Source organism: Streptomyces sp. NPDC034103 (assembly GCF_055575395.1).
In genome coordinates, this window is the sequence record NZ_JBVISS010000002.1 from 505,669 (window position 1) to 531,269 (window position 25,601).

General features: G+C 74.6%; 15 protein-coding genes. 9 read left to right on the plus strand and 6 right to left on the minus strand.

Going from position 1 to position 25,601, the window contains the following annotated elements; genetic code table 11:
- The first annotated feature begins 93 nt into the window (after positions 1-93).
- The 3 genes from ACZ56U_RS05450 to ACZ56U_RS05460 are packed head-to-tail and all read left to right on the plus strand — an operon-like array spanning position 94 to position 9,861.
- Positions 94-7,350, plus strand: a complete 7,257-nt coding sequence (locus ACZ56U_RS05450; protein ID WP_469082709.1) for an amino acid adenylation domain-containing protein — start codon at positions 94-96, stop codon at positions 7,348-7,350.
- Positions 7,347-8,576, plus strand: a complete 1,230-nt coding sequence (locus tag ACZ56U_RS05455) for a cytochrome P450 (RefSeq protein ID WP_469082710.1) — start codon at positions 7,347-7,349, stop codon at positions 8,574-8,576. The genes ACZ56U_RS05450 and ACZ56U_RS05455 overlap by 4 nt, the downstream gene beginning before the upstream one ends.
- Before the next feature lie 37 nt (positions 8,577-8,613).
- Positions 8,614-9,861: an MFS transporter gene (locus ACZ56U_RS05460; protein WP_469082711.1), complete on the plus strand. Its 1,248-nt coding sequence runs from the start codon at positions 8,614-8,616 to the stop codon at positions 9,859-9,861.
- Between the two features lie 14 nt (positions 9,862-9,875).
- On the opposite strand, the gene ACZ56U_RS05465 is transcribed toward ACZ56U_RS05460, so the two are convergent.
- From ACZ56U_RS05465 to ACZ56U_RS05475, 3 genes are all read right to left on the minus strand, one after another.
- On the minus strand, positions 9,876-12,791 hold the full coding sequence (locus ACZ56U_RS05465; RefSeq protein WP_469082712.1) for a helix-turn-helix transcriptional regulator: 2,916 nt from the start codon (positions 12,789-12,791) through the stop codon (positions 9,876-9,878).
- A 190-nt stretch (positions 12,792-12,981) separates the two neighbouring features.
- Positions 12,982-13,197, minus strand: coding sequence for a hypothetical protein (locus ACZ56U_RS05470; RefSeq protein WP_469082713.1), 216 nt, complete (start codon positions 13,195-13,197; stop codon positions 12,982-12,984).
- A 68-nt stretch (positions 13,198-13,265) separates the two neighbouring features.
- Positions 13,266-16,334 carry a type 2 lanthipeptide synthetase LanM family protein gene (locus tag ACZ56U_RS05475; RefSeq protein ID WP_469082714.1) on the minus strand — a complete coding sequence of 1,023 codons (3,069 nt, stop codon included), beginning with the start codon at positions 16,332-16,334 and terminating at the stop codon, positions 13,266-13,268.
- Positions 16,335-16,761: 427 nt separating this feature from the next.
- On the opposite strand from ACZ56U_RS05475, the gene ACZ56U_RS05480 reads away from it, so the two are divergent.
- On the plus strand, positions 16,762-17,373 hold the full coding sequence (locus ACZ56U_RS05480; protein ID WP_469082715.1) for a helix-turn-helix transcriptional regulator: 612 nt from the start codon (positions 16,762-16,764) through the stop codon (positions 17,371-17,373).
- A gap of 71 nt (positions 17,374-17,444) precedes the next feature.
- Entirely contained in the window at positions 17,445-18,056 is a 612-nt protein-coding gene (locus ACZ56U_RS05485) for a response regulator transcription factor (protein ID WP_469082716.1), read from the plus strand.
- Positions 18,057-18,183: 127 nt separating this feature from the next.
- Here ACZ56U_RS05485 and ACZ56U_RS05490 read toward each other — a convergent pair whose 3' ends face one another.
- From ACZ56U_RS05490 to ACZ56U_RS05500, 3 genes are all read right to left on the minus strand, one after another.
- Positions 18,184-18,918, minus strand: coding sequence for a Type 1 glutamine amidotransferase-like domain-containing protein (locus ACZ56U_RS05490; protein ID WP_469082717.1), 735 nt, complete (start codon positions 18,916-18,918; stop codon positions 18,184-18,186).
- A gap of 145 nt (positions 18,919-19,063) precedes the next feature.
- A complete protein-coding gene (locus ACZ56U_RS05495; RefSeq protein ID WP_469082718.1) occupies positions 19,064-19,882 on the minus strand; it encodes a 4'-phosphopantetheinyl transferase family protein in 819 nt (272 codons plus the stop codon).
- Positions 19,875-20,126, minus strand: coding sequence for an MbtH family protein (locus tag ACZ56U_RS05500; RefSeq protein ID WP_469082719.1), 252 nt, complete (start codon positions 20,124-20,126; stop codon positions 19,875-19,877). The genes ACZ56U_RS05495 and ACZ56U_RS05500 overlap by 8 nt, the downstream gene beginning before the upstream one ends.
- 258 nt (positions 20,127-20,384) lie before the next feature.
- Between ACZ56U_RS05500 and ACZ56U_RS05505 the strand changes: the two genes are divergently transcribed.
- From ACZ56U_RS05505 to ACZ56U_RS05520, 4 genes are read left to right on the plus strand one after another with little or no spacing between them, the layout of a single operon-like run.
- Positions 20,385-22,706: a lantibiotic dehydratase gene (locus ACZ56U_RS05505; RefSeq protein WP_469082720.1), complete on the plus strand. Its 2,322-nt coding sequence runs from the start codon at positions 20,385-20,387 to the stop codon at positions 22,704-22,706.
- Positions 22,706-24,214 (plus strand): amino acid adenylation domain-containing protein, encoded by a 1,509-nt coding sequence (locus ACZ56U_RS05510; protein ID WP_469082721.1) that lies wholly within the window; start codon positions 22,706-22,708, stop codon positions 24,212-24,214. The genes ACZ56U_RS05505 and ACZ56U_RS05510 overlap by 1 nt, the downstream gene beginning before the upstream one ends.
- Complete coding sequence (locus ACZ56U_RS05515; RefSeq protein ID WP_469082722.1) at positions 24,211-25,221, plus strand: threonine ammonia-lyase; 1,011 nt, start codon at positions 24,211-24,213, stop codon at positions 25,219-25,221. Before ACZ56U_RS05510 ends, ACZ56U_RS05515 begins: the two co-directional genes overlap by 4 nt.
- The gene (locus ACZ56U_RS05520; protein WP_391231186.1) at positions 25,218-25,475 is read left to right on the plus strand and encodes an acyl carrier protein; all 258 of its coding nucleotides are present in this window, start codon (positions 25,218-25,220) and stop codon (positions 25,473-25,475) included. Before ACZ56U_RS05515 ends, ACZ56U_RS05520 begins: the two co-directional genes overlap by 4 nt.
- The last annotated feature ends 126 nt before the right edge of the window (positions 25,476-25,601 follow it).

Below are 25,601 nucleotides of genomic sequence, written 5' to 3' on the forward strand. Positions count from 1 at the left end.
GCCCGGCGGACACCAGCCGGACGGGTGCGCTGCCCCCTCTCGGCGGCCGTCAACCCGCAGCGCTGCCACAGACCTTGAGATTCGGAGTGCCCCATGACCACGTCCGACGTGCGCCCCGGCCCCCTGCCCGCGGCCGGTGGCCTCTCCCCGGCCGCCCGGCGTCTGCTGGAGCAGCGGCTGCGCGGCCGGTCGGCCGCCCGCGACGACGGCCCCGTCCGCGTCCGGCCCCGCCCGGAGCGGACCCCTCTGTCCGCCGCCCAGCAGCGCCTGTACTTCCTCGACCGGCTCGACCCCGGAGCCCTGACCTATCTGCTGCCCGCCGCCTGGCGGCTCAGCGGCCCCCTGGACGTGCCGGCCCTCCGCGCCGCCGTCGCCGACCTCGTCGCACGCCACGAGCAGCTGCGGGTCGTCTTCCCCGAGCACGAAGGCGTCCCGTACCAGCGGGTCCTGCCGGCCGGTGACGCCACGCTCGACGTCGTCGACGTCCCCTCGGCGGACGAGGGAGAGGCCCGCCACCTGGACGCGGCCGTCCACGCCGCCGCGCTGCGCCCCTTCGACCTCGCCCGCGAACCCGCCTTCCGGGCCACCCTGGTGCGCGCGGCCGACGACGACCACGTCCTGGTCCTGGCCATGCACCACATCGTCTCCGACGGCTGGTCCCTCGACGTCCTGGTGCGCGATCTGGCCGAGCTGTACGGGGCCAGGTGCGAGGGCCGCCGCGCCGACCTGCCCGAACTGCCCCTGGACTACGCCGACTACGCGATCTGGCAGCGCGCCGCCGACCAGGGCCCCGCCCTCGACCACTGGACCTCCCGTCTCGCCGGGCTCACCCCGCTGGACCTGCCCACCGACCACCCTCGCCCCGACACCCCCGCCGACCACGGTGCCGTCCACGCCGTCACCCTCCCGGCCACCCTGACCGACGCCCTCGCCACCCTGGGCCGCACGTACGGGACGACGCCGTACATGACCGTGCTCGCCGCCTTCCAGGCGGCGCTCGCCTTCCACAGCGGGCAGCACGACATCGCCGTCGGCACCGTCGTCGCCAACCGTGAACGGGCCGAGACCGAACAGCTCGTCGGGTTCTTCGTCAACACACTCGTGCTGCGCGGTGACTTCTCCGACGACCCGACCCCGGCCGCACTGCTTCAGCGCACCCGCGACCGGGTCCTGGAGGCGTTCTCGCACCAGTCGCTGCCCTTCGAGAAGGTCGTCGAAGTCCTCAGCCCCGAGCGCGACCTGGCCCGCAACCCGCTCGTGCAGGTGCTGTACACGCACACCGAGACCGGCGCGGGCACCCTCGCCCTCGGTGCGGCCGACGGCACGCCTTACCGGATCGGGCTCACCACCGCCAAGTTCGACCTCACCCTCGACCTGCGCGACGGCGGCGGCCGCACCGAACTCGCCTTCGTCTACCGGCCCGACCTCTTCACCGAGGAATCCGTCGCCGCGCTCGCCCGGCACACCGTCGCGTTCCTGGAGGCCTTCCGCACCAGCCCCGACGCCCCGCTGAGCGCCGTCGACCCGCTCGGCCCCGCCGAACGCGCGCACCTGCTCGGCCCGGACGGCCCCGCCCGCGCCACGGGGACACCCGCCGGTCTGCCGCGTACCGCCGCCGACCGGTTCGCCGAACACGTCGTCCGCACCCCGCTGGCGGTCGCCGTCACCGGCTCAGGGCGGAGCCTGACCTACGCCCAACTCGACGCTTCGGCATCAAAGTTGGCGCGCCGTCTGCATGCCGCGGGCGTCACGCACGGTTCCCTCGTCGGCGTCTGCCTCGACCGCACCCCCGACCTGGCCGTCGCCCTGCTGGCCGTCTGGCGGGCCGGAGCCGCCTACCTGCCCCTGGATCCGACCCATCCCAAGGCCCGCCGTGCGTTCACCGTCACCGACTCCGGCATCGAACTGATCGTCACGGACTCCGCCACCCGCGACGCCGTCGAGGACCTGCCGGCCCGCCTGCTGGAACTGGACACGGCCGAGGACGATGTCGCCCTCCAGGCCACCTCGCCCGCACAGGACGTCCTCCCGGCCCACGACGACCTCGCCTACGTCATCTACACCTCGGGTTCCACCGGCCGCCCCAAGGGCGTCGAGATCACCCACGGCAACCTGGCCTGGCTGCTCGGCGCCGCCGACCGCCACTTCGACTTCGGCCCCGCCGACGTGTGGACCCTGATGCACTCGCCCGCCTTCGACTTCTCCGTCTGGGAACTGTGGGCACCGCTGGCGACCGGAGGGCGCGTGGCGGTCCTCACCGCCGACGAGGTGCGCGACCCGGCCGCCGTGCACCGGGTCCTGCGCGAGGAGGGCGTCACCGTCCTCAACCAGACCCCGGCCGCTTTCAAGGGCCTGCGCGCCCACCTCCGGGACATCGGGACCGACTTCTCCACCCTGGCCCTGCGCACCGTCGTCTTCGGCGGCGACGCCTTCGACGTACGCGACTACCGCGACTGGTTCACCGCCCCCGGGCCCCGCCCGGCACTGGTGAACATGTACGGCATCACCGAGACCACCGTGCACGTCACGATCCGCACCATCACCGAGGACGACGTCGACGGGGCCGTCCGCTCGCCCGTGGGGCGCCCGCTCACCGCGGCCCACGGCTACGTCCTGGACGCCTGGGGACGCCTCGTCCCGCACGGCACCGTCGGCGAACTGTACGTGGCCGGCGGCGGAGTGGCCCGCGGCTACCGCAACCGGCCCGAGCTGACCGCCGAGCGCTTCGTGGAGGACCCCTTCGCCGCCCCCGGCACCCGCATGTACCGCACCGGCGACCTCGTGCGCGTCCTGCCCGACGGACAGCTCGCCTACATCGGGCGCGCCGACCACCAGGTCAAGATCCGCGGCTACCGGATCGAGCCCGGCGAGATCGAGACGGCCCTGCGCGCCCTGCCCGGCGTCGCCGACACCGCGGTCGTGGCCCGCCGCGACGGGGGCACGGCCCGCCTGGTCGCCCATGTCGTCACCCCCGAGGGCCGCCCCCTGGACGCCGCCGCCCTGCGTGAACGGCTGCGGCTGACGCTGCCCGAGTACATGGTGCCCGCCCTGTTCGTGCGCCACGAACGGCTGCCGCTGACCGCCAACGGCAAGGTGGACCGCGCCGCGCTGACCGCCGTGCGCCCCAGCTCGGCAGGAGCGTCGGCCTATGCCGCGCCGCAGGGAGCGACCGAGTGCGCCCTGGCGGAGGTGTTCAGCCAGGTCCTGAGCGTCGAGCGGGTCAGCCGTACCGACAACTTCTTCGACCTCGGCGGCGACTCCATCCTCGCCCTGCGCCTGGTCGGCGTCGGCCGGCTCGCCGGACTCGGCTTCAGCGTCGCCGACGTCTTCCGCGCCCGCACCCTCACCGACCTCGCCGAACTGGTCACCGACGCCGCCGACGCCCCCGAGCCGGTCGCCCCCTTCTCCCTGGTCGACCCCGCCGACGTGGACCGGCTGCCCGAGGGCCTCGCCGACGCCTACCCGCTCACCATGCTCCAGGCCGGCATGCTGCACGAGATGCTCGCCGACCCCCGGCGCGGCGCCTACCACAACGTCACCGACCTGAAGATCACTGTCCCCGAGGGCTTCGACGCCGCCGCCTTCCAGGCCGCCGTCGACGCCGTCGTCGCCGCGCACCCGATCCTGCGCACCTCCGTCGACCTGGTCACCTACCGCGAACCCCTCCAACTCGTCCACCGGGCCGCCCGCCTGCCCGTCGGCTACACCGATCTGCGCCACCTGACGCGAGAGGAGCAGCGGGACCGGCTGCGCCGCTTCGTCGACGCCGAGTTCGACCGCCGCTTCGACCTCACCACCGCCCCCCTCGTCCGTATCCACCTGCACCACATCACCGACCACGACCTGCGCCTGGTCCTCACCGACTGCCACGTCGTCCTCGACGGCTGGAGCCTGACCTCCCTCGTCGCCGACCTGCTGGCCCTGCACCGCGAAGCGGTCACCCAGCGCACCGCACCGCGCCCGCCGAGCGTCCCGGCCTTCGCCGAGTACGTCGCCCTGGAGCGGGCCGCGCTCGGCCGCGAGGAGTCCCTGGCCTACTGGCGAGACCGGCTCGCCGCACTGCGCCCGGTCACCCTGCGCCGCCGCACCGACGGCGCCGCCGCGGACGGGCCGCCGGTGCACGAGGTGCGACGCTCCTACGCCCACCTCGCCGAACGCATCGGCCGCCTGGCCAAGGAGGCGGGCGTGCCCCGCCGCACCGTGCTCCTCGCCGCCTTCCACCACACCATGAGCCTGTTCGCCGACCGTGACGACAGCGTTCAGGGACACAGCATCGGCCTGGTCACCAACGGGCGCCCCGAGGTGCCCGGTGCCGACCGGATGCGCGGACTGTTCCTCAACACCGTGCCGTTCGGCGTGGAGCGCCCGCGCGGCGACTGGCTGGCCTACCTGCGGGACGTGTTCGGCGCCGAGCAGCAGATGCTCCCGCACCGCCGGGTGCCGCTGGTCCGCATCGCCCAGCTGCGCCCCACCGAACCCGACCTGACCGACACCGTCTTCAACTACGTCAACTTCCACCGCCTGGCGCACGACTCCTGGGACGACTCCCTGGAGATCGCCCGCACCATGTTCCCGCTGCTGGTGAACGCGAGCGTCAACGCCTTCACCCTGGACGCCGATCCGGACTACGTCGCCCCCGCCACCGCCGAACAGGTCGCCGACGTGTTCGTGGCGCAGCTGGAGGCGATGACGGCCGACCCGACCGCCCGGGTGAGCCGGCCCGCGGCCGTCGGCGCCGCCCGCTCGACCGTCCTGGGCTGGGCCGCGGGCCCGGACCTGCCCTCCTCCCCGCTGCTGTTCCACGAGCACGTCGCCGAGCAGGCCGCCCGCACCCCGCACGCGGTCGCCGTCGAACACCGCGGGCAGCCGCTGACCTACGCCGAACTGCACGAGCAGGCCGAACAGGTGGCCCGCCGGCTGAGGCTGCTCGGCGTCGGCCCGGAGACCGTGGTCGGCATCTGCGTCGACCGGGGCCCGGACTGGGTCCGCGCCGCTCTCGGCGTGCTGCGCTCCGGCGGTGCCTTCGTCCCGCTGGACCCCCAACACCCCACCGAGCGGCTGGCGTTCATGGCCCAGGACAGCGGCATGCGGGTGCTGCTGACCCAGCGGGCCCTGGACGGCGCCGTACCCTTCGACGGCCCGACCATCCACCTGGACGTGCCCGCCGAGCCGGTCGGACCGGTGCCCGGCCGCGCACCCGACGCCGACACCTTCGCCTACCTGATCTACACCTCCGGCTCCACCGGTGTCCCCAAGGGCGTCGCCATCGCCCACCGCGGGCTGTCCAACATGCTCGAAGGGCAGCGCGACCTGGTGGACCCCAGCCCCGAGGACCGGATCCTGCAGTTCGCGTCCTTCGGCTTCGACGCCTCCATCCTGGAACTGACCTGGTCCCTCGCCAACGGCGGCTGCCTCGTCACCGCGCCCAAGGAGGACCTGCGTCCCGGACCCGACCTGGCCCGCACCCTGAGCGAGGCGCGGATCACCGGCGGCATGCTGCCGCCCAGCGCCCTGGCCGTCCTGGGCGAGGACACCTTCCCCGACCTGCGCGTGCTCCAGGTGGCGGGCGAGGCCTGCCCGGCCGAACTCGCCGACCGCTGGTCGTCCGGCCGCCGCTTCCAGAACGTCTACGGCCTCACCGAGACCACCGTGTGGTCCGTCGCCGCCGACCTCGCCCCCGGCCAGGGCCGGCCGCCCATCGGCACCCCGATCCGCAACACCCGCATCCACGTCCTCGACGACGACCTCCAGCCCGTCCCGGTCGGTGTCCCCGGCGAGATCTACCTCGGCGGACAGGCCGTCGGCCGCGGCTACCTCGGCCGGCCCGCCCTGACCGCCGCCACCTACGTCCCCGACCCCTACGGCGAACCCGGCGAACGGCTGTGCCGCACCGGCGACCTCGGCGCCTACCGGCCCGACGGCACCGTGGAATGGCTCGGCCGCCGCGACGCCCAGGTGAAACTGCGCGGCTTCCGCATCGAACTCGGCGAGATCGAGCACGCGCTCAGGCAACTGCCGGGCATCCGCCAGGCCGTCGTCCTGCACCGCACCGACCTGCCCGGCGGCGAACCCGCCCTGGTCGCCTACCTCGTCACCGCCGACACCGACCGGTCCACCCCCGAGGACCTGCGGGGCGCACTGCGGACCAGCCTCCCCGCGTACATGCTGCCCTCGCGGTTCGTCGTCCTGGACGAGATGCCCGTCAACCGCAGCGGAAAGATCGACAAGCGGGCGCTGCCCCTGCCACCGGCCGAACTCGACCAGGACGACACCGAGTACGTCGCGCCCGCCACCCCGGCCGAGCGGATCCTCGCCGAGATCTGGCGCGAGGTGCTGGGTCTGTCCCGCATCGGCGTCCACGACGACTTCTTCCGCATCGGCGGCAGCTCCCTGTCCACCGTCCGGGTGGCGTTGATGGCCGCCGGACGCGGACTGCCGGTGACGGTGGGCGACTTGATCGAACACCCGACCCTCGCCCGGCTCGCCGCCCACGCCACCCGCGCGGTGGGCGCCGGCCTCCCCGAGACCGTCACCTCCGAGGTGCGACTGCGCGAGGGCGAGGGAGAACCCCTGTGGTGCGTGCACCCCACCGGGGGCAGCGCCGCCTGGTTCGTACCGCTGGCCCGCGCCCTGCCGCCCGGCCGCCCCGTCCACGCCTTCCAGGCCCGCGGCCTGCTCGGTGGCGTCGACCCCAGCACCGTGACCGGCATCGCCGCCAACTACGCCGCCGAGATCACCGACCGCGGTGTGCCGGGCCCGCACGCCCTGCTCGGCTGGTCCATGGGCGCCAACATCGCCCTGGAGATGGCCACCCAGCTCCACCAGGCCGGACACCCGGTGGCCCCGCTCGTGCTCATCGAGCCCTACCTGCCCAACCCCGCCGCCCGCGCCCGCCTCGAAGGCGTCACCCGGGACCTGCGCGAAGCCCTGCGCCTGCGGGACCGGCTGCGCGAACTGCCCGCCTCCCCGCAGCGGGACCAGGCCACCGCCGAACTCACCGCGACCCTCCTGGGCGCCGGAATGAGCCCCGCCGAGGCGGCTCTCGTCGAGGGCGCCCCCATCGAGGTCTGGCACTCCCTGCTCGCGGCGCTGGCCGGCTACGAGGTCCGGCCCTACCCCGGCCACATCCACCTGGTGGTCGGCAGCGAGGCCGCCGGCCTGCCCCGCGGCGTCACGATGCCCGGACTCGACGTCGACTACGACACCTACGTCGCCCGCTGGCGTGAGACCGCACAGGGCGGGCTGACGCTGCACATCAGCGACGGCGACCACATGTCGATGATGGCCGAGCCCCAGGTCACCGGCATCGCCGACCTGCTCACCGCCCTGGAGAGGGGAGAGTCCCGATGACCACGCACGCCCCCGCCCCCACCGAGCGCTACCTGCTCGCCCCCGACCTGGTCGCCGATCCCTACGGCCACCTCGACGCCGTGCGCGAGAGCGCGCCGGTGCACTGGAGCCCGCTGCACCGTGCCTGGCTCGTCACCGGCTACGACGAGGTCATGCGCTGCCTGCGCGACCGGGCCGTCTCCGCCGACCGGGTCCGGCCCCTGATGGACGCCGTCCCGCAAGGAGCCCGGGAGGACGCCGAGCGTGCCTTCGGCATCCTGTCGCGCTGGATGGTCTTCAACGACCCGCCCCAGCACCGGCGGCTGCGGCAGGTCTTCCAGGAGGCGTTCGCCGCCCGCGCCGTCGCCCGCTACAGCGCCTTCACCGAGAAGGTGACCCGTGCCGTGCTCGCCCGCAAGGCCGCCCCGGGCCGCACCGGCGACCTCATGGCCGACCTCGCCAAGCCCCTGCCGGCCCTGGTCTTCGCCCGCTGGCTCGGCATCCCGCCCACCGACGGACCCTCCTTCTGGTACTGGAACACCCGCGTGGCCGATCTCGTGCTCGGCACCGCCCAGGAGGAGAGCGAGTACCGCGCCTCGCTCCAGGCTCTGGTCAGCCTGGAGGACTACCTCGGCGCCCTCGTCGCCCGGCGGCGCGCGGAGCCCGGCGACGACCTGATCAGCCAGGTGCTGGGGGAGGGCCGGGTGGGCGACTCGGTGAGCGAGGAGGAGTTCGTCGGGATGCTCACCCAGATGGCGTTCGCCGGCGGGGAGACCACCAGCAACCTCATCGCCAACACGGTCCTGGCCCTGCACACGCGCCCCGACCAGCTGGCCGCGGTGCGCGCCGAACCGGGGCTGGCCCAGGGCGCGGTGGAGGAGACGCTGCGCCTGGACGGTCCGTCGAAGATGTCGATCCGCACCGCCGCCCAGGACCTCGAGCTCGGCGGACAGACGGTACGCGCCGGGGACCGGATCTTCCTGGTGACCGCCGCCGCCAACCGGGACCCCGCCCGCTTCCCCGACCCGGGCCGCTTCGACGTCACCCGCAGCGGCGCGACCCACCTGGGGTTCGGCTTCGGCGCCCACTTCTGCATCGGCGCCGCGCTCGCCCGCCTGGTGGCCGTCTGCGCGGTGCGCACGCTGGTGTGCGAGCGGCCCGGTCTGACGCTGGCCGACCCGGAGCGGCTCACCTGGCAGCCGTCCCTGCTCAACCGCAGCCTCACCGCCCTGCCTGTCCACTACTGACCGGACCACACACCTCCCCTCGAAGAGAGGCACCCCCATGGCCACCACCCTCGCCGCGGAACGCCCGCGGCTGTGGGCGCCCGCCCGGCACCGTTCCTTCCGCCTGCTGTGGACGGGGCAGGCGCTCTCCCTGCTCGGTGACGGGTTCAGCGTCGTCGCCTTCTCCTGGATCACGCTGAGCCTGACCGGCTCCACCCTCACCCTCGGCTACGTCCTGGCGTTCCAGGCGGTCCCCCGTGCCCTCCTCACCCTGGTGGGCGGAACCCTCGGCGACACCTGGTCCACCCGCACCCTGATGGTGGCCTCCAGCTGGACCCGCGCCGCGCTGATGGCCACGGTCGGCGCCGCCGGACTCACCGGGCACCTGACGGTGTGGATGCTGTGTGCGGCGGCCGCCGCCTTCGGTGCCGTCGACGCCTTCTTCCAGCCCGCCCGTGTCTCCATCCTGCCGTCGGTGGTCGAGGAGGACCTGCTCGCCCCGGCCAACGCCCTGCTGGGGGCCGGCGCGCGCACGGCGGCCGTCGTGGGTCCGGCGATCGGCGGTGTCGTGATCGCGCTGACGCAGGCGCCGGTCGCCTTCCTCGTCGACGCGGTCTGCTTCGCCCTGTGCGGTGTGTGCGTGGCCCGCATCCGCACCCGCCCGCGGCCCGGCGCCACCAAGAGCGGCTCCGCCGCGCCGGGGCCGTCCCTCGGCGCCCGCATCCGGGAGGGCGTCACGTTCACCCTGCGCGACCCGCGCCTGCGTACCATCGTCGCCCTCGACACGGCGGTGAACTTCTGTTACGCGGGCCCCTTCACGGTCGGTTTCGCCACGCTCGCCGACCAGGTGCTGCGCGGAGGCTCGGCCACACTCGGCGTCCTCAACGGAGCCCTGGCCGGGGGAGCGGTGCTCGGTACCCTCGTCGGCGGCGCCGTGGGCGGACGGCCCCGCGTCGGCCTCCTGGTGGCCGCCCTCGCCGGATGGCTGGGCGCCGGCATGGCCGTGCTCGGCCTGGCACAGAGCACCGCGGTCGTGGTCGCGACCGTACTGGCCATGGGGTTCGCCATCGGTTACCAGGGCGTGTTCGGACTGAGCTGGATCCAGCGCAACATCCCGCAGGACGTCCTGACCCGCGTGGTCTCCGTCGACATGGTCCTCGGCTACGCCGCCGCCCCGCTGTCGCTGATCCTGTGCGGTTTTCTGGCCGGGACGGGGCACCTCGCCCTGTTCGGTGTCGTGGCCGTGGTCCTCGCGGGCACGGGACTCGCGGTGCTCGCCTCGCGGGCGGTGCGGGAGATGCGCTGACCCGGTCGAGAGGCTCAGCCGGAGCGCAGAGCGGCCGATCGCGCGCACAGGTCCGCGCGGTTGGCCGCTCCCGTCTTGGTGATGAGACTGGCGATGTGCTTCTCCGCGGTCCGGGGCGAGATGAACAGCCGGTCGGCTATGTCCTTGTTGCTCAGGCGCTCCGCGAGCAGCCGGAACACGTCGAACTCCCGGACGGTCACCCCTTGGGTGCGCAGCTGCTCCGGAATGCCGCTGGTGCCGCTGCGGTGCTGGTGCACCGGGGCGCCCAGGCGGCGCAGTCCCGCCCGGCAGGCGCCGGTGACGGCGGCGATGTCCCGTTCGTGGAAGTAGTGCTCGGCGCGCCGCAGCCAGCCCACCGGGTCTCCCCAGCCGTCCTGCTGCGCGGCGTCCGCGATCAGCCGCAGCCCCAGATGCTGGGCCACCGGATAGGGTTCGGCCACCACCAGGGCCGCCTCCACGGCGGCCGCCGCGTCCGTCCGGGCCCCCTCCCGGCCCAGCAGGACGGCCTCGGCCAGGTGTACGAACTGCCGGTTCCACCGCATGCGGGCCATGGCGGTCGCCGCGACCTCCGCGTGCCGGGCCCGGTCGGCGTCCCCGCCCAGCACGTCCAGCAGGAGCAGCAGGCCATGGGTGCCGCTGAGGTGGTACGTGGAGGGGTTGTCCGCCTCCAGGGCCCGCACCGCCGCCAACTCCGTGCGGGCCAGGTCCCGGTTCTCCTCCAGCAGCGCGCAGAAGGCCCGCGCGAGTCCCAGGCAGAGCGGCTCCTCCTGCGAACCGGCGCCGTCCCACTCGGTGAAGGCCGCGAGGGCCGCCTCCATCGCGGGCCGGTCCCCTCGGTGGGCCTCCAAGGTGGCCTGTGCCATGAGCACGTAGCGCACGGCGGGGGCCAGGCGCAGCCGGCGGACGACGGCCAGGCACTCCGCGGCGGCCGAGCGTGCGGCGGCGTCCTCACTGCGCAGCACGGCATCGAGGACGAGGATGCCGTCGACGGTGTGCACGATGTTCACCGAGCCCAGGTGCAGCGCCTCCTGGCGGGCCGTCAGCAGTCCCGTGGTGTCGCCCTCGGCGAGCCAGGCGTTGCCGCCCATTCGGGTGGCCGCGTACATGCGCTGCAACGGCAGCCGGTGGCGTTCGGCGGCGGACATGGCCTGTCCGAGCATGGCCGCCGACTCCTGTGGGTCCCGCTCGCGTGCCACGGTGGCGAGCAGTTCCCAGGCCTGGCAGGCGACGACGGGCAGTTGGTGCCGCTCGGCGGTGTCGGCGGCGGAGCGTGCCAGTTTCTCGGCGTGCTGGGTGCGGTCCGGGCCGGGCGTGTCCAGGGCGAGATAGGCCGCGGTGACGTCCACGGCGGCCGCGGTGGCTTCGTCGGGAGCGGCGGCCAGTACTTCGCGGGCGCGGGCGATCTGCCGGTTGCCGTCGCTCCACCGGCCCGCCGTGTGGGCCACCTTGGCCAGCCGTGCGTGCAGCGTCGCCAGACGTGCGGCGCTCAGGTCGGCACCGCCGAGGGCGTGCAGGTCGTCCACCAAGTCGAAGGCGCGTGCGAAGTCGCCCGCTTCGGCGAGGGCGGGGAGGAGGTTCTCCAGGACCGCGGCCCGTGCCTGTGGATCGTCCGCGTCGTCGAACAGGGACTCGGCACGGCTGAGGAGGGTCACGGCGGAGTTCAGCGCGCCTGCGGCCAGGGCGCGGCCGCCCGCGTCGGCGTAGAGGAGTCCGGCCTCGACCCGGTCGCCGGCCTCGCGACGCAGGCCCGCGGCCAGGGCGCACCAGTCGCCCTCCAGGGCGGGGTGGAGTTCTTCCACCGCCTGGGCCCCCCGCCGTGCCAGGTCCGCTCGCTGGCCCGGCGTCATCTGGGTGAACAGGGCTTCGAGGGTGGGGGAGTGGCGGAAGGAGTACCAGTCGGGGGCGGGTTCGTCGGGTACGACGAGCCGGGCGGCGACGCCGGCGTGGAGGTGGCCGAGCAGGGTCCGGTCGTCGACGTCGGTCATGCGCTGCAGGACGGACAGCGGGAAGCGGCGGCCCAGCACCGCCGCGGCGGACAGCAGGGTCAGGCCCTGGGCGCCGAGCCGGTCGATGCGGCGCAGGATGCCGCGGGCCAGCGTTGAGGAAACGTCACGGCGCAGGTCGCCGACGGCGCGCCAGCCACCGGGGCCCTGCACCAGGGTGCCCGAGCCGATCATCGACTGCAGCAGCTCCTCGACGAGGTAGGGGCTGCCCGCACTGTCCTCCCACAGCTTGCCGAGCACCTCGGCGGGCACGTCGTCGGGGCTGTCCGCGCCCAGCTGGGCGGCGATCATCTGGTGCACCTGCGGCTGGGACAGCGGCGCCAGTTCCACCACGGTGGCGGCGCCGCGGCGGCGCGCGGACTGCGCGAGGTCGAGGGCGTCGCTGATGTCGGTGCGCACGGTGGCCACCAGCAGGACGGGCGTGTACGCCAGGTTGTCGACCAGGTACTCCAGGACGCCGAGTGTCTCGGGGTCGGCGTCGTGCAGATCCTCCAGGAGCAGTAACTGGCCCTGGCCGCGACCTGCGGCGATGAGCAGCCGCAGCACGGCCTCGCCGAGGATGACCATGGAACTGCTGTCGCGTTCGCCGGTGTCCCAGTCGGGGATCAGACGGCCCAGGACCGGACGGTAGGGACCGAGCGCGAGGTCGTCCATGGGGTCGCCGCCGCGGAACAGCGACATCAGTGCCTCGGTGAGGGGCCGGAACGGTACGGCGGGGCCCGTGGTGCTGCTGCGGCCGCGCAGCACGCGCATGCCGGAGCCCAGGGCTCCGCCCACGGCCTCCGCCGCGAGACGGGACTTGCCGACCCCGGCCTCGCCGACCAGGAAGACGACGCTGCCCATGCCCTGCCTCGCGTCTGCCATGGCGCGTTCGAGCTGGGTGAGTTGGGGGTCCCGCCCGACGAGGGAAGGCGTATGGGAACGCATGAACGCTGATGATAGGCGGCAGATCGCGCCTGGGGCAGATCGCGCCCTGGTCGAGATCAACTGCGGTCGTGCCGGCGGTAAGGGCACAACGCCTTGCTCCCGGCAGGGAGATGCTGCGCGAACGCGGCGGCGCGGGCCCGCCGCTGCGGGCCCGCGCCATCACGCGGAACGTCCGGGGACGCCGGCCGGTTCAGTTGGGGGCGGAGACCGAGGTGTCCAGGCTGCTCAGCGTGATGACGATGCCGCTGGTGAGGACCATGCCGGCCAGCACACGGGCGCGGGCGCAGGCACGGTTGCGGCCGGAGAGGGTGATGCCGCCCGCCGCGTCCTGCTCCGTGTGCGCGGTCTCGGCGGAGTCGGTGGCGGTGAACTCGGCGGAGTCGGCGGCGATGAGGTGCTTGTCCATGACGGTGGTCCCTTCTGGTGTCCGATGCGGGGCGCTCGGGGTGGGAGGTGGGAGGAGACGCGGGCGGGTCAGTGGTCGGTGTGGTCCAGGAGCAGGACCGACGGGACGGATCCCGGGTCGGCCAGGCGGAGCAGTCCGTAGCCGATGCCGGCCAGGCCGGTCATCAGCGCGGGCGTGGGAACGTGGTCGGGGGTGGCGCACCGGTGGGCCTGGGCCTCGACGAGGGCGAGGACGTGACCGCTGTGCCGTCGCAGGGCCGACCGGGCCGTGGTGTCGCCCTGTTCGGCGAGGGCGGCCAGGGCCTCCAGTCGGCCGAGGGCGCCCTGGGCGAGACTGAGGTCGGGGCCGCTGGGGGCGTCCGCGAGGCGGGCGGTGGCCTCCGCGAGTCCGGCGGCGGCCCTTCCGGCCAGCCCGTGCGACCAGGACAGGTCCGCTTCGTCGCCCAGGCGCGGCGTGGCGTCGAGCAGGGCGCGGGCGGTCTTTTCGACACCGGCGGCACGCTCGGGCCGGTGTCCGGCCCAGCGCCGCAGCGCCCACACGATTCCGGCGGTGCCGTCGGCGAGACCGGCGGTGCAGGGGAGGTGACCGTCTGCCGGTGCTGTCGGCAGCAGCTCCGCGGTCCGGTCCGCCAGGCGCAGGGCCGCCGGATCACCGGTGGCCTCGTACGCGGCGACCGCGGCGGCCAGCGCGCCGGCTCGGCCCTGGGCCAGCCCGGGGTCGGGACACGCCGCCGTGGCGTGGCCGAGTGCGGTCAGCGCGTCCGGCAGACAGGCCCCCAGGTCCTCGTCGAGGATCTGTGCCAGGCGGACCAGGGCGTACACGATCCCGCCGAGTCCGTCGTAGGCGCCGGGGCCGACCGCCGCGCTCAGTTCGGGGTCCTCGGCGAGCGCCTTGAGGAGCGCGGGGAGCGGGCGGATCGCCTCACGGGCTGCCGCGCCGTAGCGCCCGGACCCGGTGAGCGCCTCGGTGTGGGCGAGGAACAGTGCGACCCCGCAGTAGCCCTGGGCCAGGCCCGCACCCATGGGCAGAACGGCCCAGTGCGCTCCCGACACCCGTTCCAGACCGATCCAGTTGGTGCGCGAGCCGTCCCGCACCGCGCGGGCGGTGATCTCGTCGGCGATCCCGCACGCGGCGGCCAGCAGGCGCGACGGCTCGGGCGCCACCGGTGGCACGGGGGCCGGGGTCAGTTCCGAACGGGGGCGGTCGAGCGGTGAACTCGCGCCGCGTACCGCGAGGGTGGCCGAGATGATCCACTCCTGGTCGTGGCAGTCGACCTCGTCCATCCGGCCGAGCTTGTCGCGCACCGCTGTCGCGGCGGCCACCGGCAGCACGTCGGGCAGCGAGGTGCCGTCGTCGGCATGGACCGCGGTGTCGGTGGGGCAGTGGGTGAAGAAGGGGATGTCGCCGCGCCACAGGGCCGCGGTCTCGTGCTCGGTGAGGCGCTGGCGCGCCGTGTCGTGCGCGGACTCCGTCCACAGCACCGCGAACACCCCTTCCCGTGCCAGCGCGTTGCCCAGCAGCGCGGGGTGGGTGGACTCCTCCAGGAGCGTGGCGTACAGCCGGGTCGCGCGGGCGATCAGTCGGGCCGGGCGCTTCGCCCAGGGAGCCAACGGGCCGTCGGCGTCGAGCAGTTCGCGGCGGTGCGCGGTGATGGCCGTGTAGGCGGTGCGGAATCCTCCGAGCAGGGCCGCCGTGTGGTCGGCGCCGGAGAGGGAGGTGCCGTGGGGCAGCGGGTGGTTCTGGGCGGCGGGGCTGGGCAGCGGGCCGCGTACCGCCCGCATGGTGTCCTGTCCGCTGTCCTCCCAGCGCAGGCCCTCGCTGGGGAAGGTGCCGTCGGTGTCCCGGCCGAGTGCGGAGATGTCCAGGGCGCCGTGCTCACCGATGAGGAGGTGGGGGAGCAGGCAGGTGCGGTGCACGGAGGCGGCCAGGGCGTCCGCGGCCGGGTCGGCGCCGGCCGTGAGGGCCTGCCCGAGACCGGTGTGCAGCAGTGTCTCGGCGTCCACCAGGACCGGCTGGTCGCCGTGGGCGATGACGTTCTCGTAGTGCATGTCGGCGCCGTCCACCGCGTAGAGCAGGGCCAGCAGGGCGCCCTGGCGGCGGTAGAAGGCGTCGGTCTCGGTGACCGAGGTGCACCAGCGGTGTTCGATGAACTCCAGCCAGCCGTAGGTGTCGCGGCGCAGGGTGCGCGGAGTGCGCAGTCCCAGTCCGGGCACCTTGGCGTTGAGCCAGGCGACCAGGTGGTCGAGGAGGGCGTGCTGGTCGAGCGGGCGGGGCTTGTGGACGATCCGGCTGCCGTCGGCGAAGTGCAGGATCGCCACGGACCGGTTGCCCTGGTGCGCGTCGCCGCGGCCGAGGTCGACACGGACGAGCCTGCCCGGCGTACGGCCGTCGAGGAGGGTGGCGGTCAGGGCGGAGCGGTCGGACTGGAAGCGGGCGGCCAGTTCGGCGGTGGCCTGCGTCGCGTCCAGGGCGGTCCGGGTGAGCATCCGGGCCAGCACGGGATAGGTGGCGAACAGGTCCGCCAGTCCGCGGCGGGTGCCGGCGGCCGCGGCGAAGGAGACGAACCGCTCGCGCGGACCGGCCCCCGCAAGACGCCCGGCGCGGCGGGCGGCGTGCAGTTCCTGGACCAGGGTGCGGGCGGCCTGCCGGACCAGCTGGCGGGTCAGGCGCTGGACGAATCCGTCCCGCCACACGGTCGCTTCCGTGTCCGGGGTCCCGGCCATCAGGTCCGCGAGGCGGGCGGCGGCCGTGGCGACCAGCGGCCTGACGACCGGGGCGAACACGTCCGGACCGTCGCCGTCGACCTCGACCTCGGCGAGGCCCTCGGGCGCGGTGGCGAGCACCTCTTCCGCGAAGGAGGCCCAGTCGGGCTTGGCGGTCCGCTGTGCCAGGTGCTCGGCGGGCTCGGCGGCCAGGGCCGCCGCCGTGTCGCCGTCCACGCCCAGGCGGTCCAGCCGCAGGGCGAAGCCCTCCGCGTCCCCGACGGCCCAGGGCATCGGCTCGCGGGCGCCGGTCGCGGCGGCCGGTCCGGGGAGCCCGGGGGCGGCGAGCCGCTCCGTGAGGGTCAGCGCCGGGGCCCACCAGGTGGCGGGAAGTTCGGCGCTCCGGGGAGTCGGGAGGCTGGCGGTGTCGGTCACGAGAAGAAGGTCGCAGACCCGCTACGGCCCCCACATGGGTAACCGTCCCCCATATTCTCGCCGACCCCCTCCCCATGGGTGGGGGTATGGGGGGCGGGAGAAGAGAACCGCAGGTGGGGGGCGTGCACGTGCGGGTGTGCGGCGGGCGGCCAGACGGGTGCGGCCGGCCGGCGTCGGGGTGGGATGGGTACCGGGTGGGTGCGAGCCCCCCGTGGCTCCGCGTATGGGGTTGCGCCCGAGCCTTCTCCGGGTCGCCCTGGATGGGTTGCGCTCCGCCTGCGGGGAGGCACCGGGGGCCGGGGCGCAAATGTGGGGTCCCGCTACCGATGCGGCGGCGGTCGTACGGACGGCACGGTGTTCCCAAGTCCCCATGCCAGACCGCCCGCGGAGTCTCAGGCCGGGCGCACGACCTTCCAAGGAGCAGCAGATGGGAGCACCCGTACCTGTCAGTGTGGTCGCACTCGACCCGGTGCTGGAGGCAGGCATCCGCGCGACCCTGCTCGTCCGGCCCGAACTGACCGTGTGCGAGCCCGCCGACGCGCGGGTCGCCGTCCTCACCGTGGACCGGCTCGGTCCGGCCGAGCTCGACATGGTGCGTGCCACCCGCACCCAGCCCCACCGTCCCGCTGTCGTCCTGGTGGCGGGCATCCTCGCCTCCGGGGACGTCCTGCACGCTCTCGCCGCAGGCGCCCGCGGCCTGTTGCTGCGCCGCGAGGCGGACGCCTCCCGCCTGGCCCACGCGGTGCTGGCGGCCGCACGGGACGACTGCACTCTGCCGCCCGGCCTGCTGGAGGAGCTCCTGGACCAACCGGAGGCGTCCGTGCGCGGATCCGGAGGCTGGAGCGAGGGCATGCTGTCCGAGCGGGAGCGTTCCGTACTGCGCCTGGTCGCCGACGGGCACGAGACGGCCGAGATCGCCCAGCGGCTCGCCTACTCGCCTCGCACCGTGACCACCGTCGTGCACGACATCACCCAGCGCTTCAGGCTGCGCAACCGCGCCCACGCGGTCGCCTACGCACTGCGGGCGGGCCTGCTGTGAGCGCCACTTTGACGGCGCCGCCCGCCGCCGCCGTGACCGCCACTTTGACGGTGCCCCCCGCGGCCCCTGCTGTGACCGCCACACTGACGGCGCCCCCCGCCGCCCCCGCCGTCGCGGTGCGCCTCGTGCCGGGCCCTGGCGCGGAACGGGTCCGGGCGCTGGCCGAACGAGCCGGGCTCCGCTGTGGCGGGGACGAGATCGGGTCGCCCGGGACGGTCACGGTGATCGTCGCCGCCGATGCGGGTCAGGCGCTGCGGGCGCCGCGCACGCGGGGGCCCCTGCTGTTCGTCTGCGACACCGTCAGCCCGGAGGGCCGGCGGCGTGCTCTGCGCGCCGGAGCAGTCGTCATCGGCGCCGCCGAACTGACCGAGGCCCGTCTCCTGGAGGCCGTCCTTCGGGCAGCGCAGCCGCATCCGAGCATCCCCTACCCGGAGTTGTCCGGCGTGCTGAGCACCGGCACCCGCCCGGACGGGCCGCCCGCCGCCTGCGCCCCGGCGCTGACCGCACGGCAGACACAGGTCCTGCGCCTGATGGCCGAGGGGCACGCCAACGCCGACATCGCCCTGCTGCTGGGGTGTTCCGAACACACCGTCAAGAACGTCATCTACGAACTCATGACCCGGCTGCAGGCCCGCAACCGTGCGCACGCGGTCGCTCACGCCGTGCGCCACGGCCTGGTCTGAGTCCTGGACGCACCCGTCCACGACGCGGGGCACGGGAACGCACGGACCTGGTGCCGACCGGCATCGAGGTCCGGCCCGTCGCCCCGCGCGGTCGTGTGCGTGAAGCCGGGGCGAGGGAGGGGGAGGGTCAGGCCGACGGCAGCAGCCGTGGCTCGATCCGCTCCTCCACGGCCCGGCCGTCCTCCCGCCGCACCAGGTACGCCGCCTTCCGCGGCAACTCCGCGACCGCCTCGACGAGTTCGGTGCCGCGGTAGACCAGGCCCACTCCGTCGTCGGTGCAGTGGGCCTCGCCGAAGGTGCCGTCGGCGACCAGGCGGTGGATCAGTGGGCGGCGGCCCTCGTCGGAGTCGTAGTGCACGCCGTTGCCGTAGGGAAGCAGCGCGAGCCCGTCGGTGACCGCGCGCAGTTCGGGCCCGAAGGAGTCGGTGGTACCGCCCCGGAACCAGCAGATCGAGCCCGCGCTCACGCCGGCGAGGACCACTCCGGCCCGCCAGGCGCGCCGCATGATCTCGTCCACGCCGTGCACCCGCCACACGGCGAGCAGGTTGGCCACCGAACCGCCTCCCACCCACACCACGTCGTGGTCGAGCACCGTGGCCTCGATGTCCTCGACGTTGGGCATGGGGAACAACTGCAGCGGAGTGAGGTCGTACCCCGCCACCCGGGCGGCTTCGGAGACCCGCGCCGTGACGAGTTCGGCGTCTCCCGCGGCGGTGGCGACGTGGAGGATGCGCGGGCGTCTGCCGTGCGCGCCGGAGAGGTCGACCGCGTGGTGGACCAGGGCGTCGAAGAGCACCCGTGTGCGTCTGCCGGGACGAACACCGCCTGAGGTGGCGACGATGGTGGGTTCGGGTGCGGTCACGCGCGTGATCGTATACCGATCGTCGCGGGGGAGAGCGTGGGCGATCGGTGAAGGCGGCGCGTAGGTCGGACCTCTCGGGACGCAACGCCGGCAGCGCGGCGGGGACCGGTGTCGAACCGGTCCCCGCCGCGCTGTGGTGTGCGGGTCAGCAGGTACGCAGGCCCACGGCGGCCGCGTAGCCGGACGGGACCAGTACGTCGCGCACCGCCCAGCCCGGCGCCGGATCGGTGGGCGCCGGGCCGGTGCCCAGGTAGTCGAGCGCGGGGTCGCGGACCAGACCCGTGCCCAACCCTTTCAGGTAGGCCTCCTTGCGTACCCAGGCGCGGGTGAAGGCCGCGGGCCGGCTGTAGGCGGGCAGGTGCGCCAACTCGTCCGCCTCCGCACGGTGCAACGCCGACTGCGCGCTGAGCATGACCTTCACGGTGGCCAGTTCCTCCACGTCGACCCCGACCGGCGCCGGCGCGAGCGCCACCAGCACCAGCCCGCCGCTGTGCGACAGCGAGAAGTGCACCCCTGGCGTGGGCAACACGGGCCGCCCGTGCGGCCCGCCGCAGCCGGCGCAGGGTTCGCGGGTCAGCGGCAGGGCGTCGGCGCGTACCCCCGTCACGACGCTGAGCACACCCCGCAACGCCGCGTGGGCGACCACGTAGGCGTCCCGGTCCCGGTCGTGCCGGAAGGCGCGGGCGCGGGCCCGTTCCTCCCCGTCGAGGACCTCGCGGGCGTACCGGAGGGTCTGTGCGTCCTGCTCCGCCACCCGCGCCAGGTACAGCTCCAGCGGGGCCCGCAGAGCACGGGGGCCCTGTGCGGGCGGTCTGTCGCGCAGACCCGACAGGTCCAGCACGGCCGGGCACAGCCGTTGCGGCAGCGCCGGAGCCGGCGCGGGAGCGGTCGGCGGCGAGGTACCGGTGGCCGGCGGGTCGTGGGCCGAGGGACCCGGGAGCCTGCCCGGGAGCCCCTCAGGCATCTGCCTCGGCCAGCCGTCGACGCAGGCTCAGCGGACGCATGTCCGTCCAGATCACGCCGATGTGGTCCAGGCACGCCTGCCGGGGGCCGCGCAGCCCCTCCGGGTGCCAGCCCGCGGGCAGTTCGCGGTCCGCCCGCCAGATCGAGTACTGCTCCTCGTCGTTGCGCACCACGAGGTACTCCTCGTCGGTGCCCGGGCGGACCTCCTCGGCGTCCGCGCCGTTGGCGAAGTCGGGTTGCGTCACGGTGAACCTCCCGCGGGTGTTGGGGCCGGCCGCAGGTCACGGCCGACGCCGACAGCGTGCCCGGGCCACGAAGGCCCGGGTCAGGGACGAACACGCCGACCCCGTGGCACGTGTTGCTGCCGGATCTTCTCTGTCGGCGCGCCCCCGCCGCGCGGGACGGTGCTCTCCGGCCGGAGAACCCGGCGAACCCGGGGCGGACCACCGTCCGCCCCGGGGCCGGTCGCTTCCCCGCACCCCCCTTTCCGGAAGGAGCACGCGATGTCGGACGAGCACGCACCTGTCCTGCTGCCGGGCGGAGGCTGGCGGCTGTGGGAACAGTTCGCGCTGCGCGGCCCGGGCTTCCCCGCCGACGGCGTGCTGCACCTGGCCCCGCCCGGACTGGCCGAGGCCGCCGACAAGTTCGGCCCCGACACCCCCCGGTCCGGCCCCGAGTGGGACGGCTTCACCGAAGAGCTCGCCGCCGCGGCCGTGCACACCGCCCACCAGCTGCAGGAGGTCGCCGCCCGGCCCCGCTTCCAGGCGGCCCTGGCCTGGCAGAACCCCGCCGTGCTGCGCACCGGTATCGCCCCGTTCCTGCGCTGGAACCCGGACACCGACGCGCGCAGCAGCATGCCCCGCCAGCGGGAGGAGCTCGTCGCGCACTACTGGCAGCGGTTCTGCGTGAAGAACGACACCATCGGCTTCTTCGGACCCGTCGGCTGGGGCCACTGGGACCTGGCCGCGACCGACGCCGTCTCCAGCCACGCCGGGAACACCTTCCTGGCCGCGAGCGAGGTCTACTTCTCCGGCTGGGCGATCGACGCGCTGGCGAAGGTGCTGGCCGAGGACACCGCGCTGATGCGCTGGATCCCGCCGCGCCGGGTCTCCATCGTCCGTGTCGTCGGCACCACCGTCCGGGTGCCCGGCCGGCCCGCACAACCGGTGGGGGAGCGTGAGGCGGCGGTGCTCGCGCTGTGCGACGGGACCCTGCCCGTGGCAGGGATCGCCGCCGCACTCCAACTGCCCGAGGACGACGTCACCGCCGTCGTGCGGGAACTGGCGCGCAAGCGCTGGGTGCACTGGCGCCTGGAGGTACCGGCCGCCACCCACCCCGACCGCGCCCTGCGCGCCATCGTGGAGCGGGTCCCCGACGCCGCCGCACGCGGCCGTGCGCTGGCCAAGCTCGCCGTCCTGGAGGGCGGGCGCGACGCCGTGCGCGACGCCGGCGACGACGCCGACGCGCTGACCGCCGCGATCGGCGCGCTGGAGGCCGACTTCGCCGCCCTCACCGACACCGAGGCCCAGCGCGCCAAGGGCGCCCGCACCGCACCCTGCCGCGGCCTGGTCTACTCCGACACCCGCCGGGCGGCCACCGCCACCGCGGGTCCCGGCCTGCTCGCCCACCTCGAACCCCTCCAGCTGTGCCTGACCGCCGCGCGCTGGATGACCAACCGCTTCGCCGACGGCATCCGCGCCCGTCTGCGCACCGTGTACGACCGGCTCGCCGCCGACGGCCCCGTCGACCTCGCCACCCTGTGGCTGCACACCCTGCCCTCCCCGCACCCCGAGGCAGGCGACCTCATCGACACCGTCCAGGGCGAACTGCGCGCCAAATGGGCCCGCCTGCTCGACATCCCGCACGGCGCGCGCCACGTCCGGCGGACCACCGCCGACCTCGCCGCCCGGGTCCGCGAGGAGTTCGACGAGCCCGGGGACGGCTGGTCCCTGGCCCGCTACATCAGCCCCGACGTCCTCGTCGTCGCCGAGGACGAGGCGGCGCTGGCGCGCGGGGACGTGGAACTGGTCCTGGGCGAGATGCACTGCGCCCTCAACACCATGGGCGCCTCCCTCTTCGTGCACCAGCACCCCGACCGCGACGAACTGATCGCCGAGACCAGCCGCGACTTCCCCGCACCGCGTCTGCTGCCCATGCTCGCCAAGGAGCTGCCCCTGAAGTGGTCCACCCGCAGCCGCCCCTCGCTCGACCGGGACCAGGACCACTACGTGGCGCTGGTCGACCAGACCGGAGACCCGTATCGTCCGCGCACCGCGATGAGCGCCGATGTCCTGGTGGAGGACGCCGACGGCCGGCTGACCGCGGTGCTCCCCGACGGCACCCGCTACGACCTCCTGGACGCCTACGCCAACACCCTCACCCAGCGCGTGATGGACCGCTTCACCCTGCGCCCCGAGGGCGACCACACCCCGCGCATCAGCGTCGACCGCATGATCCTGGCCCGCGAGACCTGGCAACTGCCGGTCGCGGACGTCGATTTCGCCGACGAGAAGTCGGAGGCGGCGCGCTTCGTCCGGGCCCGCCACTGGCAGCGCCGCCACGAGCTGCCGCGTTTCGTGTTCGTCGTCTCCCCGACCGAACCCCGCCCGTTCTACGTCGACTTCGACAGCCCCGTCTACACCACCATCCTCGCCAAGGCCGCCCGCCGCCTCGCCCGCAAGGACCCCGGCGCCCGGCTGAAGGTCAGCGAGATGCTGCCCACCCCGGAGCAGGCCTGGCTCGCCGACGCCGACGGCCGGCGCTACACCTCCGAACTGCGCTTCGTGGCCGTGGACCAGACCGTCACCGGTGAGGGGGAGCACTGATGCGCACGCTCGCCGACGACATCGCCGAACACGCCGCCCGACACCCGCAGCGGATCGCCCTGGACACCCCGGACGGCCCGGTGACCTACCGGCGACTCCACGACCGGATCCAGGAGATGACCCGCCTGCTGCGGGCCCACGGTGTCCGGCCGGAGACCGTCTGCGCCGTCGCCGTCGAACACGGTCTGGACGCCGTCGCGGCCATGACGGCCGTCCTGCGCTGCGGCGCGGCCTTCCTCACCCTGGACGTGAGCCAACCCCGAGACCGGCTGGCGTCCTTCGTCCGCAGCGCCGACGCCCGCCTGCTGCTGACCACCACGGCGCACGCCGCCGCCCTCGACCTCGGCGTCCCCGTCGTCCACCTGGACGCACCGGACCCCGCAGACGCCCCCTCCGACGACCCCGCCGACGATCCGCCGCTCCCGCCCGTCGACCCCCGTGCCCTGGCCTACGTCAGCCACACCTCCGGCAGCACCGGCGCCCCGAGTCCCGTCCTCGTCGAGCACCACGCTCTCGACGGCTACCTGCGCGACACCGCCCGGGCCTTCGACCTCGGCCCGGACACGGTCGCCCTGCAGATGGCTCCGCTGGGCTACGACGCCTCGATCCGCGACACCTTCGCCCCCCTGCTGGCCGGCGCCCGCCTCGTCCTCGTGGAGCGCGCCCGGCTGCTGCGCCCGGCCGAGTTCGCCCGCGCCGTGCGCGAGCACCGGGTCACCGCCCTGCTCAGCGTCACCCCGTCCTTCCTCACCCACCTCGCCGGGCAGCGCGACCTCGCCGACCCGCTGGCCGGCGTCACGCTGGTCGCGTCCAGCGGCGAGTCCCTGCGTCCCTTCCTCACCGCGGGCGGCCGTTCCCTCGTCCCCGGCCGCCTCGTGAACCAGTACGGCCCGACCGAGTGCACCATGACGACCACCCGCCACGATGTCGCGCCCGACCCCGACCCGGCCGACGACGTCGTCGGTCTGCCCAGGCCCGGCACCACGATCCGCGTCCTCGGCCCCGACCTCGCACCCGTCCCCGACGGCGTGGTGGGCGAGGTGTACATCGGCGGCACGGGCCTCGCCCGCGGCTACGGCGGACTTCCGGCCCGCACGGCCGCCTCCTTCGTCCCCGACCCCTTCGGACCGCCCGGGTCCCGCATGTACCGCACCGGTGACCTCGGCCGGTGGAGTGCCCAGGGGCTGCGCTACGAGGGCCGCGGCGACCGGCAGATCAAGATCCGCGGCTACCGGGTGGACCCCGCCGAGATCGAGGGAGCCCTGCTCGCCCACCCCGCCGTCAGCGGGGCCGTCATCACCCCGCACACCGACGACCGCGGCCGCGTCTACCTGGCGGCGCACGTCACCGGAGACCACACCACGCCGGACGCCACCCTGCGCGCCCACCTGGCCCGCACCCTGCCACCCCATCTGATGCCGCGCCGTTTCCACCGCCACACCGCCTTGCCCACCACCCGCGGCGGCAAGGCCGATCGCGGCCGCCTGGTCGGCGGGAGCACCGCATGAGCACGACGACCGCCACCGGCCACCCGACCGCGCTCGGCACCCGGCCCGCGACGCGCTCCATGGGCCCTCTCGGTCCCACCGGCCTCGCCGTCGCCGCCGACCGCATCGCCCCCTACATCGTGCGCACTCCCTTGCTGCCCGGCCCGACGACCACCGCCTGCGGCCCGCACCTGCTGCTCAAGGCCGAACACCGTCAGATCGGCGGCTCGTTCAAGACCCGCGGTGCCGCCAACGCCGTTCTCGCCGCGGGCGCCGATCGCGTCGTCACCGGCTCCTCCGGCAACCACGGCATCGCCCTCGCCCGCATCGCCCGCACCCTCGGCCTCGAACTGACCGTCGTGCTCGCCGCCGGCGCGTCCCCCGCCAAAGCCGCCGCCATCCGCGCCCTGGGCGCGCACACCGTCCGGGTCGGCGGGGGAGTGGCCGAGCGCGAGGACCGGGCCCGGGCTCTCGCCGAGACGACCGGCGCCGTCCTCATCCCGTCGTCCGACCATCCCCTGGTGATCGCCGGTCAGGGCACGGTCGGCACCGAAATCCTCACCGACGCCCCTGACACCGAGACGGTCTACGTCCCGGTCGGCGGCGGCGGCCTCCTGGCGGGCGTCTGCCTCGCCGCCACCGCGCACCCCGTCCGGGTCGTCGGTGTCGAACCCGCCCTCACCCCGCGCTACGCCCGCTCCCTGGCCGCCGGACACCCCGTCCAGCTGCCGCCGAGCAACACCGTCGCCGACGGCCTGCGCGGCCAGCGGCCCGGGCACCTCACCTACCCGATCATCCGCGACCGGGTCGACGACCTCATCGCCGTCGGCGAGGCCGAGATCCTCGCCGCGGCAGCCCTGCTGCGCCGCCACGGCGTCGACGCCGAACCCAGCGGTGCCGTCGCCCTGGCCGGAGCCCTGCGCGCCGGCCGCCGCGAAGCCGCCGTGGCCGTCGTCTCCGGCGGCAACACCGCCGCCCGCCTGCACACCTGCACCGCACCCACCACCCTTCAGGAGGACACGCCATGACCGAGAACACCGCCACCGCCGTCAGCACCCTCGACCTGCTCGTCGACGTCTTCCGCGACGTCCTGGACTACGCCGACCTCACCGCGGACACCGACTTCTACGAGGCGGGGGGCGACTCACTGACCGCCTTCCAGATCACCGGCCGCCTCCAGGAGATCCTCGGCTCCGACGACATCCCGGTCTCCCTGGTCTTCGCCTACCCGACCCCGCGCGACCTCGCCGAGGTCGTCGACGCCGACTTCGGGCGCAGCTGACCCAGCGGCACCGTGGCCAGGACCGGCTTTCCCCGACGCCCGCGCACCGTGACCAGTGCGCGGGCCGGGGCCACCGGCCGGCCGCCATCGTGCCGCACACCCCTGCCTCACCTCGTCTCGTCCCGC

Coding starts and splice junctions, on each gene's coding strand:
- ACZ56U_RS05450 (WP_469082709.1), top strand. CDS start 94: ATGACCACGTCCGACGTGCGCCCCGGCCCCCTGCCCGCGGCCGGTGGC.
- ACZ56U_RS05455 (WP_469082710.1), top strand. CDS start 7,347: ATGACCACGCACGCCCCCGCCCCCACCGAGCGCTACCTGCTCGCCCCC.
- ACZ56U_RS05460 (WP_469082711.1), top strand. CDS start 8,614: ATGGCCACCACCCTCGCCGCGGAACGCCCGCGGCTGTGGGCGCCCGCC.
- ACZ56U_RS05465 (WP_469082712.1), bottom strand. CDS start 12,791: ATGCGTTCCCATACGCCTTCCCTCGTCGGGCGGGACCCCCAACTCACC.
- ACZ56U_RS05470 (WP_469082713.1), bottom strand. CDS start 13,197: ATGGACAAGCACCTCATCGCCGCCGACTCCGCCGAGTTCACCGCCACC.
- ACZ56U_RS05480 (WP_469082715.1), top strand. CDS start 16,762: ATGGGAGCACCCGTACCTGTCAGTGTGGTCGCACTCGACCCGGTGCTG.
- ACZ56U_RS05495 (WP_469082718.1), bottom strand. CDS start 19,882: ATGCCTGAGGGGCTCCCGGGCAGGCTCCCGGGTCCCTCGGCCCACGAC.
- ACZ56U_RS05505 (WP_469082720.1), top strand. CDS start 20,385: ATGTCGGACGAGCACGCACCTGTCCTGCTGCCGGGCGGAGGCTGGCGG.
- ACZ56U_RS05510 (WP_469082721.1), top strand. CDS start 22,706: ATGCGCACGCTCGCCGACGACATCGCCGAACACGCCGCCCGACACCCG.
- ACZ56U_RS05515 (WP_469082722.1), top strand. CDS start 24,211: ATGAGCACGACGACCGCCACCGGCCACCCGACCGCGCTCGGCACCCGG.
- ACZ56U_RS05520 (WP_391231186.1), top strand. CDS start 25,218: ATGACCGAGAACACCGCCACCGCCGTCAGCACCCTCGACCTGCTCGTC.